At 57.8% G+C, this 10912-nt stretch carries 13 protein-coding genes and 1 pseudogene; 10 read left to right on the forward strand and 4 right to left on the reverse strand.

Translation table 11 applies throughout. The features are described 5' to 3' along the window. Nucleotides 1-55 precede the first annotated feature (55 nt). From VFU66_RS15795 to VFU66_RS13695, 3 genes and pseudogenes are all read left to right on the forward strand, one after another. A pseudogene (locus VFU66_RS15795) lies at nt 56-273 on the forward strand (DUF302 domain-containing protein). Between the two features lie 346 nt (nt 274-619). Beyond that, on the forward strand, nt 620-1258 hold the full coding sequence (locus VFU66_RS13690) for a Crp/Fnr family transcriptional regulator (protein ID WP_326446824.1): 639 nt from the start codon (nt 620-622) through the stop codon (nt 1256-1258). 116 nt (nt 1259-1374) lie between these two features. Continuing rightward, nucleotides 1375-2874: a hypothetical protein gene (locus VFU66_RS13695; RefSeq protein WP_326446825.1), complete on the forward strand. Its 1500-nt coding sequence runs from the start codon at nt 1375-1377 to the stop codon at nt 2872-2874. Nucleotides 2875-3249: 375 nt separating this feature from the next. On the opposite strand, the gene VFU66_RS13700 is transcribed toward VFU66_RS13695, so the two are convergent. Next, the gene (locus VFU66_RS13700; protein WP_326446826.1) at nt 3250-3840 is read right to left on the reverse strand and encodes a hypothetical protein; all 591 of its coding nucleotides are present in this window, start codon (nt 3838-3840) and stop codon (nt 3250-3252) included. 16 nt (nt 3841-3856) lie between these two features. Further along, the gene (locus VFU66_RS13705) at nt 3857-4309 is read right to left on the reverse strand and encodes a glyceraldehyde 3-phosphate dehydrogenase NAD-binding domain-containing protein (RefSeq protein ID WP_326446827.1); all 453 of its coding nucleotides are present in this window, start codon (nt 4307-4309) and stop codon (nt 3857-3859) included. Nucleotides 4310-4803: 494 nt separating this feature from the next. Here VFU66_RS13705 and VFU66_RS13710 point away from each other — a divergent pair, with 494 nt between their 5' ends. Further along, nucleotides 4804-5412: a DinB family protein gene (locus VFU66_RS13710; protein WP_326446828.1), complete on the forward strand. Its 609-nt coding sequence runs from the start codon at nt 4804-4806 to the stop codon at nt 5410-5412. A 357-nt stretch (nt 5413-5769) separates the two neighbouring features. Here the strand turns inward: VFU66_RS13710 and VFU66_RS13715 are convergent, their stop codons facing one another. Together VFU66_RS13715 and VFU66_RS13720 are read right to left on the reverse strand one after the other, a co-directional pair. Further along, nucleotides 5770-6735, reverse strand: coding sequence for a catalase family peroxidase (locus VFU66_RS13715; RefSeq protein ID WP_326446829.1), 966 nt, complete (start codon nt 6733-6735; stop codon nt 5770-5772). Nucleotides 6736-6800: 65 nt separating this feature from the next. After that, the gene (locus tag VFU66_RS13720; protein WP_326446830.1) at nt 6801-7250 is read right to left on the reverse strand and encodes a hypothetical protein; all 450 of its coding nucleotides are present in this window, start codon (nt 7248-7250) and stop codon (nt 6801-6803) included. A gap of 407 nt (nt 7251-7657) precedes the next feature. Between VFU66_RS13720 and VFU66_RS13725 the strand changes: the two genes are divergently transcribed. The 6 genes from VFU66_RS13725 to VFU66_RS13750 form a co-directional block, all read left to right on the forward strand. After that, the gene (locus tag VFU66_RS13725; RefSeq protein WP_326446831.1) at nt 7658-7927 is read left to right on the forward strand and encodes a cupin domain-containing protein; all 270 of its coding nucleotides are present in this window, start codon (nt 7658-7660) and stop codon (nt 7925-7927) included. 328 nt (nt 7928-8255) lie between these two features. Then, nucleotides 8256-8840, forward strand: coding sequence for a DUF4142 domain-containing protein (locus VFU66_RS13730; RefSeq protein WP_326446832.1), 585 nt, complete (start codon nt 8256-8258; stop codon nt 8838-8840). Continuing rightward, on the forward strand, nt 8837-9139 hold the full coding sequence (locus VFU66_RS13735) for a cupredoxin domain-containing protein (protein ID WP_326446833.1): 303 nt from the start codon (nt 8837-8839) through the stop codon (nt 9137-9139). The genes VFU66_RS13730 and VFU66_RS13735 overlap by 4 nt, the downstream gene beginning before the upstream one ends. Before the next feature lie 76 nt (nt 9140-9215). Then, nucleotides 9216-9542 carry a DUF2231 domain-containing protein gene (locus VFU66_RS13740; protein WP_326446834.1) on the forward strand — a complete coding sequence of 109 codons (327 nt, stop codon included), beginning with the start codon at nt 9216-9218 and terminating at the stop codon, nt 9540-9542. Beyond that, a complete protein-coding gene (locus VFU66_RS13745) occupies nt 9543-9710 on the forward strand; it encodes a DUF2231 domain-containing protein (protein WP_326446835.1) in 168 nt (55 codons plus the stop codon). Nucleotides 9711-9988: 278 nt separating this feature from the next. Continuing rightward, nucleotides 9989-10912, forward strand: a 924-nt coding sequence (locus VFU66_RS13750) for a DUF4118 domain-containing protein (RefSeq protein ID WP_326446836.1), incomplete at its 3' end; no start/stop codon positions are given.

The raw sequence follows: 10912 nt of genomic DNA on the forward strand, positions 1-10912 counted from the left end.
TCGACGTGCAGGCGACCCTGCGCGAGAAGCTCGGCGTCGAGCAGGGCCCTACACGATCTTCGGCGCCTGCAACCCGCCGCTCGCCCACCAGGCGCTTTCCGCCGAGCCGCAACTCGGCACGCTGTCATCTACCAGCGAGACGGGCAGACGCACATCTCGGCGATAGACGCTGACCGGATGCTCTCGATCGTCGGCAACGACGAACTCGCGCCGATCGCCGCCAAGGTGCGCGACAAGCTCGCCGCCGTCGTCGAACGTGCCGTTAGCTACTAGCGCGACTCCTGATCCACAACGTGCGGCAAGCGCCCCCGTCGTGGAATCAGGCGGCGGGCGGGCGATTCGATCGACGAGAGGTAAGATCTGCCTGTCTGCCGCCTCTGATTGAGCAGGTGCCCAGTCGTGAGCGCGATTGCGCGATGGGAGGGTCGAGATGGCGAAGAGACACGCGCCAGGCGACATCTGCGGCACGGATGCGTCCATCGGCCTGCATGACGCGCACGCTTTTGCGAGCGTGCTGGCAGAGTTCGGCGACGAGGTGGACGAGGTCGCCGGGCGGGCTGTATCGGTGGCGTTGACGCGGGCGGAGGCGTGGGCTGTGACGCCGGAGTCCGATGCAGCCTTGGTCGCGGTCGAGGACGGCTTCGTCGTCATCAGCACCGTTACGTGCAACGGGAGCGGCAACGACGACGGCAATAGCCGTCGCGCCAGCCGGCGGATCATCGTGGCGACCGGGCAACGGGGAATGCTGTTTGTGCGGCCGGCGCCGGGGGAGCGGTTCGAGGCCCTGACCCCGTCGAGGATCCAGATCATCTCAGCCGATGCGCTCAGGGCTTTGCTCGGGCTACCTTCGGTGGCGGAGGCGATCGCCGATGCTCTCGCCGAGGCGGTCAGAGACCGTCAGGCGACGATCCGCAACTGCGCGTATGTACGTCACTCAGAACGCGTCTTCGGAAAGCTTCTCCAGCTCGCCCGGACATACGGTCGAGTCGTACCGGGCGGGATCCGGATCGACTTTCCGCTTACGCACCAGCTATTGGCGGACATGGTCGGCTCGGCTCGCGAGACCGTGAGCCTCGCGCTGGCCGACTTTGCGCGTGAGGGGCTCCTGCATCGTCAGCATCGCCGCTACGTCCTCAAAGTGGCCCCGTACGAGTTGTTCTCGACACTCCAGCGGTGGGACGTAGTGCCCGAACGCGAGGCGCCCCGCGATAGAACCGGCGACGAGGCCGTCGCGCAGGTGCTCGGAGAGCTGGGCTAGGCGTGAGCGTTCTAACAGAGTTCGCCTCGTCGTCGGAATGCTCACAGGCGCCGCCGATGCCCCCTTTGTTTAGATCGATTGCTTCCTGACGCTTGAACAGAAGTGAGGAGTGCGAGATGAGGTCTCGAGCGAGTCGTGTTGCCAGGTTCGCCGTCATCTCCGCCCTCGTGGGGGGGCTCGTCCTGCTGGGGGGCGTGATCGCGAACGGCAGTGTCTCCGCCTTCTCGGCGGCGAAGTCCGGGGACGATAATCCCGGCGCCTGCCAGTCGCAGGCGGTCGACGCGCCCGGCCAAGGGTGCGCGAAGGCGCTGAACCAGCTGTTCAGGGAAGGCGAGCAGGTCTTCCGCTTCGACACCTTCGGCGACGAAGACTTCTGGGGCGGCCAACTTCAGTTGCACAAGGCGATCGAGGGCGCGGCGCTCGGCGGCGTCGGGCCCGGCGTCAGCCCGAAGACGGCGCTCACCGCTGCCGGCCTGAAGGTCGACGTCAACGCCCTCCCGGGGAAACTGCAGGCGGACCTCAAGCACGGCAGGGTCGACCTCGACAGTCCTGCGACCACGCTCGCACTCATTAAGCTGAACGCGGTCGTTGGGGTAAAGGGTTTCTTCTCAGGTGACTCGCTGCGCTCGATCGGCATCACCTGCGCCCTTTGCCATTCGACCGTCAACGACTCGTTCGCTCCGGGAATAGGCAAGCGGCTGGACGGCTGGCCGAACCAGGATCTGAACGTCGGACTGATCGTCTCGCTCGCGCCCAACCTGGCGCCGATGGCCCAGCAGGTCCTCGGGGCCAACGACCCAGCGGCGATCGACACGGTCAAGAAGGTCCTCCTGAGTTGGGGGCCCGGCTTCTACGACGCTGAACTCAACATCGACGCCATCGGCTTCAAGCAGGACGCTGAAGGCAACACTCTCATCGGGCCCGACGGCAAGCCCGAGTCGGCGGCGACCAGGATTCCCGGCGCGTACGGCCACCTCGGCGAGAACTTCCACACCTGGACGGGCTACTTCGGCAACGTCACCTACTGGAACGCCTACGTCGCGAACCTCCAGATGCACGGCAACGGCAACTTCAACGATAAGCGGTTCGAGTTCATCGATCCGAAAACCGACAAGCCGAAGTACCCGGCGGCACTCAGGGGCAGTTTCAACAAGCTCCGGCACAACCCTGACCAAGTCACGGGCAAGCTGGCGGCGCTCCACTACTACCAACTCTCGCTGAAAGCACCGACACCGCCTGCGGGAAGCTTCGACAGAGCTGCGGCGAAACGCGGTGAGGAGGTCTTCAACGGCAAGGGCGGATGCTCAGGGTGCCACATGCCCCCGCTGGCCACCGACGCCGGCTTCAACTCTCACACGCCGGAGGAGCTCTGTCTCAAAAACTCCAAAGGAGAAATCGACACATTCCAGGCCGACCGTGGGCCGAGAGGGCTGAACCCCGGCGTGCTCGTTACGCCGCAGCTCAGCGGTCTCTGGTCGCGGTCAAAGCGCGGCTTCTTCCATGACGGCCGTTTCCGGACCCTCGGGGATGTGATCAACCACTACAACGCCTGCTTCAACCTCGGTCTATCGCCGGATGAGAAGAGCGATCTGATCCAGTTCATCAAGAGCCGCTAAGCGAGGAGATCGGCGATTGGCTGGAACGCTGCATAACTCGCTGCATACGCAGCGTTCCCGCCTAATCCTTTCCGGACTGATCAGGTAACTGTGCCGGTTCCAAACATCCGAGTTGAAAAGCTGCGGACTGGTCGATCGATGGGCAATTCGCCGCGACACCCGCGCGAAGAGCATCGGCTTGTTGCATGGCTGCGGCAAGATCGTCGTAGTTTTGCTGTTCGGCAGCCCTACGGCGGATTTGTGTAGTTCGACCTGCTCTTGGCCGGCCTCACTGAATCAGGCGACATGCGGCAGGAAGGCGCTGCGCAATGGAGCGCCTGGTTGGAAGCTTCCCGTTTACCTGTGTACTCGTTCAACCGATAAGCGCACCGAGGCTTATGCAGCCACAGGCTGATCAACAGCTCTTGCCAAAGCAACTGCTTCTCGCACCATCTGGCTGGCGTAGCCCCACTCGTTGTCGTACCAACTCATGATTTTGACTAGGTCGCCATCCACCACCTGGATCGTGCTCACATCCACAATGGACGCGTAGCTCTGCTGAATAATGTCGCACGACACGATCGGATCTTCGGTTACTGCTACCACGTCGCGATATCTCTGGCTGGAAGCCTCTTCATGGAAGATCCCCTTGATTTCCTCTACCGAAGTGGCGCGGCTGGCGAGGAAGACCATGTCCGCCAGTGAACCAATAGGCACCGGTACACGGACTGCCAAGCCATCAAATTTGCCCTTGTATTCTGGCAATGCCCGGGTGGTCGCAAGCGCCGCTCCCGTCGTCGCCGGCACTAAATTAGCCGCAGCGGCTCGCCCGCGGCGAAAATTGTGCTTTCCCGAATCGACGACCGCCTGGGTTGACGTGTAAGCGTGAATCGTCGTCATAACCGCTTTGCGGATACCGATCCTTCTCCCCATGATCTCCACCACGGGAGTGATGCAGTTGGTTGTGCAGCTCGCGCATGAAATCACCCGCTTTCCGGCGCCGCTAATTCACTCCATGCACTACTGTCGGCACGTCCTCTTCTTTTGCCGGCGCCGAAAGGATGACGTATTCGGCTCCGGCTTGGATATGCCTGCCAAGGTCGTCAGATTTGCGGAATACGCCGGTACATTCGAACACAAGCGCTACATTAAGCTCGCGCCACGGCAACTTGGCTGGCTCTCTCTCATTGAGGACTTTGCAACTCCTGCTGCTAATTTGCAGTTGCTTGTCGTGTATGGCGATCTCCGCGTCCCAGCGGCCATAGACCGAGTCGAATTTCAGCAGGTAAGCAAGATTGTCGGCAGAGATCAGATCGTTGACCGCAACCAGATTCAGCATCGGGTGTTCTTTCAGGATTTTCAGCGTGGCACGTCCAATCCGTCCCAGTCCATTAATCGCCACATTCATCATTGTGTCGTCCTCCTCTGTCTTATCGAGCCGCGGCAGCGCGTTCAACGGGAACTATCCTGTTTACACCAATTTCAACACGATCTTGCCCGTGTTCCTGAGCACGTTTGGCCTCGATAGATATCGAGTTGGATGCTCAAGCCTGTCGGCCCGATTTCGCGAAGCTGGGCGGGCGGGTGTTACCCGCGGTACGACCGTCACCCTCGTCGCAAGTCGCACAATAAGCTTGGTAAGCGGCCCCATGTGTCGGCCTGTATTCCTCCGAACTGGCGATCGAAATCTTTAGATACCTCGTGCGCGTGTAAGCTCATGCATCTGCCGTTTCTCGCTACGCATGGAAGCTCCGAATACGGAGTTGTTTAGCAAATCGCCATAGTAGCTGCGTGAGATGTAGACTAGATTGCCAGGCCCTCAGGGCCATGCCCTGCCGACTACAGTAATGCTTCTTGGCAAAAACTATGATGAGAAATGCGCCTGGCGCTGCCGCTTTCACTGCTCTGCGGTATGGGAGTGACAGCCTGCGCCTGAAATGAGGAGTCTACATGCGATACGATTTCTTGATTAATACGTACGAGACTGAGCGCCTCAAGCTGATGAGCGTCTGGAGCGAATTCAAGGACGAAGATTTACCGGTGCGCCCCTCCCGCACAGACCACCGGGGACGCAGCGTTCATGAACATATGGTGCATCAGTGCGTCAGCGAGAACGGGTGGTTCATCAGCATGTTGGGCGTTGATGTGGGCGCACCTCCGCTGCCCAACCCGGAAACTCGGCTCAACTTCATCCGGCGCTATGCTGAAGATAGCGCCAAACGTCTCGCTGCTCTGCAGTCCAAGGACGAATCGTGGTGGGAGGGAGACACGAAGTTTTTCAACGTCACTCGTTCCCGCGCATGGGTCATGACGCGACGGATCGCCCATACCTCTCACCATCGTGGTCAGTTGATGGCTATGTTGCGCATGCTGGAGCATGACCTGCATAGCAACTACGGTCCGACCGCCGATACTGGCGGACTCATGCAGAACCACGCGCCGACGATTTACGCTTATCCCGACATGGACGCTCTCCTTACCGGGGAAGCTGACGGAGGGAAAAAGTCACGGCTGCCGGAAGCAGGAGAAAAAGCAGTAACTGAGAGGCCGAACGAGTGAGTCGCAAGGGGCTTACACGTCCTCGGCTCACCTCAGCCTCATAGCTCCAGCATCGAGGAGCGAGAGATCAGCGCTGCTAAGGTGGATTTTTCGTCCTCCCGGAGGCACGTTTGCGCCCGAGTTGCTCGTGAAGTCTATTTATTTCAGCCGCGTTTCGTTTCCCTGACGCATCTCTGAACGCGTCACGCAGACCGAGGCATCTCTCCGATCTGCGGATCGTGCAGGGGAATACGATGGACCAGAATCGGCAAGCTGAAGACTTCGACCAATTTTGCTACAGAGATACTGACGGTCCGAAGCATTCGCACACAATGGTTTTATCGCCTTTTAACAATCGGCGCTCCGCAAAGGTAAGCTCTACGCGGCCACTTCTTTTGGTTCTCTCCTGCGCCCGTAGGAGACGGGATATGCCTCTTGTCGTGCGCTGATCATCGGATCCTGAGGCTCGATTCCAGCAGGAAGAGCTCCTGGTAAGAACAGCAACTTACGTTCGGCAGCTGCATTGTCGGATACTGCTTCCGTGATCTCAAGAATCCCGAGTTCGACTTGGATGCGGGTGTCTGGCCATGCCGTGGACGGGTCATCGAGGTCATCGCCTTTCTCAGCGACCTGAAGCAGTAGCTTGAACCTGACCGGTTCGTGATGAATGCGAGCTTTGATTTCGTTCTGGAGGTAGTCGGGTTGAGCGCTCCTGGCCTCAGCGGGCGGCAAGGACTGTTCACCTTCCGCTGGTCGAATCTGGTACCGCCCAAAAGTGATTCTCTCTTCCCCATTCGAGAATTTGAAGGCATTCACGCCAAAGTACGAAACCGTCGCGTAACTAGCGGGCGGCGGAATCTGTGATTCAAGAAAAGTCTTTGCGGCCGGATGAGCCGTCAAAACGGAATCAAGTGGCGTTGGCTTAGTGACCCCAGGCCCACTGGATGCCATTGCAATCATCAACTCGCGGAATTCATCTGCGGTTGCCACGGGAAAACCGTTGAAGGAATGAGCAACGATGTCCGTATCAGAGCCATCTGGGAGGTGAAACTTGATCGCCATGCCTCTTGGCGAAGCAAGTGGATCCGTATCGGCAATGGCAGGAAAACCAGTGAAGTCCGAAAATCGAACGTCGATCGGGATGTTTGTTTTTTGAAAGTGCGGCGCCCTGCTCACACTTCGTGCTGAATTGCTCGGACGAAAAATGCCTTTTAAGTTAATGCCCTTTGCGTGGACCGCTCGCACACCGAGTTGCTGCTTGCCAAAAACGCCATTTAATGAATCAACCAGTTGTTCTGGGGAGGAGTGTTGGTGAAACCCTTTTGCTCCTTGTGACGTACTCATCGTAATTCTCCTGGCCTGTGGACGACAGCAGCAAAACTGAAGATTGCATGAGGAAAGTAATAAATTTACCAAACAAACAGCCTTGCACCGCCTCCACTGTCCGAGCGCAAACGTCCATACTGCGCAGACATATCGTGCCTGTGAGCGCCATGCCCTGCTGGAAGATGTGGCGCTAAAGCTCTGAGTTCCTCAACCTCAATTGCGTCGTGCCGATTCATTATTTCGGCGGCGAGGTCGGCCTCCTGGTCAGCGACTCCGGCCAACACCACAACTCCACCGCGTTGTAGGCCTTTGATGTAGCACTCTATCTCCGCTTCATTCGCTCCGACGGACTTGAGCTCGCGAGCGAGATCAGCCTCAAAATCGGTATGTGCGATGCTCATGGCTCCTTGCTCCGAGATTCCCAAAGGCTCCCCTATGACCCGAAGCCATGAATAGCCTTTATCGCCAAGCTCGCGAATAACATCTTTGACGGAAGCTCGATTCAAAAATAAACCAACCGCTGTCTTTGCCATAATTTCCTCGCGAAACCGCAGCACTTACGCTGACAGCACCATCTGTTCTACTTGCTAGTCAGATGCCAGTACCACGAGTCGGGAGGTACGGCCTTGTTCTCTCCGGGCACCTCGATCGAAGCATCAAAACAGCGACGAGGAAGAGCAGATCGCACTGCATTGCCGAAGATTGATGCTTTTTGTCGCATAACTCGCATAATGAAGCAAGAAGCTACGAGCAGACTGTAAGGAGGACGAGAATGGCGCCTGACGCAAAACCCACGGACTGGACGCGAACACGAGGTCGGGGTTCTGGCAGCGCGGCTGTTGAGATTCGATCTTGAGAGTGAAATTCAGCAGCTACGCTCAGAGGACGATGGCAGACCGGGCACACAGCGAAGACAGTTGCAAAATATCCGGATTTTCGTGTGGTGCTGGTAGTGATGAAACCTGAAGGACGTTTGGAAAAGCATCGAACCGAAGGGCGCATTTCCGTCCAGACTCTCGTGGGCCAACTTCGCTTTCGGACAGCCGAGCAGTCGGTAGAGCTGTCGGCGGGGCAAATGGTCACGCTGGAGCGCGATATTGCACACGATGTAGAAGCGCTCTCCGATAGCTCGTTTCTATTGACAATTGCTTGGCCAGGCAACGCTTGCCGTCGCGACCTCGCGCGAGAATTTGATGGCGAGGAAGTTTAAACGCGGCAGGGAGCCGCCACTTCAAGGAGGGTGTTCAAAAACCCCGCTCAGGCTCCGCGCAAACGATACTGGTGTGAACTCCACGTTCAGAGCAGTGCGGCACTTGGGGTCGCGCGGACGTTTCGTGCAAGAGAGATGCAGAGCAGCTCTCGTACAAGATCGCGATGAGCCGAGGTCTCCGTGAGTTAGCAGCAATTCTCCTGATGCGCGCATATTTGCATCACAAAACCCGTGCCATACACCAGGGCAATGCTGGACCTCGCCTGCAGCTCTGCAAAACAGTTTTAGCGTACTGGTTATGCCATTTTCAGAAAGGAGAGTTAATTACATGAACGCAAGGAAATTTCTAGCAGCAGGAACGGTTGCAGTGCTGTCATTGTTCGGGACAGCTGCATGGGCGCAGCAGAGCGAGGGAGGGGCCAAGCCCTCTGACCCGCAGATCGTCGGCATTGTTTCTGCTGCGAACCAGATCGACATTGATACCGCTAAGCTGGCGCTCAAGAAGACGAAAAACGACCAAGTTAAACAGTATGCCCAGCAGATGATCGACGACCATACCAAGCTGCAGAAGTCGGTGGATGATCTGGCCAAGAAGCTCAATGTAAAACCTGAGTCTAGTGACACCAGCAAGTCCCTCCACACTGCTGCGGCAACGGAGATGAAGAAGCTGCGTGGAATGAGAGGAAAGGCCTTCGACAAGGCATACATCGATCGTGAAGTCGATTTTCACCAGCAGGTGATCGATGCCGCCAGCAAGGTCCTTATCCCGAATGCGCAGAACGCAGAGTTGAAGTCGGCGCTGGAAGGCGCGGCTCCCCTGCTGCAGGGGCATCTTGAGCGCGCAAAGCAGATCCAGTCCGGCATGGGCAGTTCCTCGGCTGCCGGCACACACAAACACCACAAGAAAGCATGAATTCCTCTTCCGTATTTGTGCCCGCCGCGCGCTCTGCGCGGCGGGAGATTGTCCCTGGCGTGCGCCTGCTACTGGCCTTATGTGTTTTGTGTGGCATAAGCCCGTGGGTCGCCTCAGCTCAGAACCAGCAGAGCTCTTCTTCGGCTTCTCAGGCCGGCACAGCCGAGGTGATCATCAAGAATTTTCGCTTTCAGCCAGCGCAGGTCACTGTTCATCCTGGCGAGGCCATCGAATTCAAAAACGAGGACATTTTGCTCACACGGCAACTGCGGATGACGGCAGCTTCGATTCAGGCTTGATTCAGCCCGGCAGCAGTTGGAAGCTGACGGTCGCGAAGGCAGGAACCATCGCGTATCACTGCACCCCCATCCCAACATGAAAGCCACCCTGGTGGCGACAAGCGGCGCAGGCCAGCAACCAGCGGCAGGCTCAGCAGCAGGGCCATCGCCCGGCTTTAATCCGCCCCGTTCACCGCAGGAATTTCACCCAATCCTGGTCAACTTCACCGCCGCGCTGCTGCCGCTGGCATTCTTGAGCGATCTGCTCGGCCTTTGGCGAAAACGAGCGTCGCTGCACAACGCAGCCGCATGGATGGTTTTATACGCCGCGATCATTACGCCGTTTACTGCGGCCGCGGGATGGTGGTGGAAGAGCAAATCTGCGGGAGCGCTGCCTGCCTCGATAATTGTGGTACATGAATAGTTGGGCACTTCATTAGCAGTCATCTTCATTTTGCTCGCCACCTGGCGCTGGCGCGCGCAAAAATGTCATGGCGCGCCGAGCGTCGTTTACCTCGCCATTACCGCGATCGTAGTGCTCGCTCTGATCTATCAGGGAAGCCTGGGCGGGCTGATGGTGTTTGGACGATAAGAAGTGTTGTGCAAGTATTCGCGTGAGACAGGCGCCTACGCTGAGACTGCACGGCTCTGGTTTAGGAACGTCTCGAAACTTCATTTTTGCGCTCCGCAGGCCGAAGCAAAGCCATCTGAACCGGCACCCGGTGGCACCAAAAAGACATCTCCAGGTCTTTCCAACCCCGCCGTTAGGTTCGGCGGGTCAGTTTTTCATTGCACATCTTCCAGGGCGTTGACTTCACGCATTGCTAAAGCTAGGCTAAGGGAAAGATTACCAGGCTAGGTTGTGTCGCAATGTTATCCATTTCCTCAGGAGCGCTCGCTGATTTTTCCCATCCCATCACCACTCTAAAAATACCCGCATTTCGCTTTTTGCGGAAAATCCGGCGTTTTGCTTCTCCCGAGTGGCGCCTTCGAATCAATCCCTATTGGCTGGCGGTTCTGAGCGCACTCTTCGGTTTTACCCTTCGTCTCGCCATTGATCCGTGGCTCGGCAATCAAATGCCCTACATCACGTTTGTCGTGGCGGTCGCACTCGTTGGCTTATTCGCAGGCGTCGGCCCAGCGCTGCTGTCCACCGGCTTGGGCGCGGTGATCGCTTACTGGTACTTTGTTTCCCCGCGACATCAATGGGGTTTCCAGGGAGTGAGCGATGCAGCCGGGTTCTTCTCCTATCTGGCTGCGGCTCTCGGCATCGTGTTGCTCACAGGCGCACGCAAGAAAGCGTATGCCGGGGCGGAACGGCGCTTGCAGGAGCAATTGGCGGCAGAGGGCAGGCTGCGCGACGCACAAAGAATGTTCCAGCTCTTTATGGACAATCGGCCCGAGTTCAGTTATCTGCGCGAGCGTGATGGGCGTTATGTCTATTTCAACAATGTAGCTTTTCACCTGTTAGGGATCGAAGGCGCGCAGACAGAACTACCACAAGTGCTTTCAGAGCTGCAGCAGCAGGATGAGGAAGCTTTCAAGTCTGAAGCGCCCCATCAATTCGTTAACAAGATCGCTTTGCCTGACGGCGAGCCTTATTGGCTCACCACGAAGTTCACCTTCATCAACGAGGCACAGCAATCATTTGTGGGCAGCGTTTCAACCGATATTACAGACCAGATACGAGCTGAAGAGATCGCCCTAGAAAAGGAGCGGCTGATCGCTGCTACTGAGATGCTGGCCACAGTGGCCCATGAAGTTAATAACCCACTCGCCGCCCTGACCAGTTCT

This window comes from Edaphobacter sp. (assembly GCF_035763405.1).
Classification (GTDB): Bacteria; Acidobacteriota; Terriglobia; order Terriglobales; family Acidobacteriaceae; genus Edaphobacter.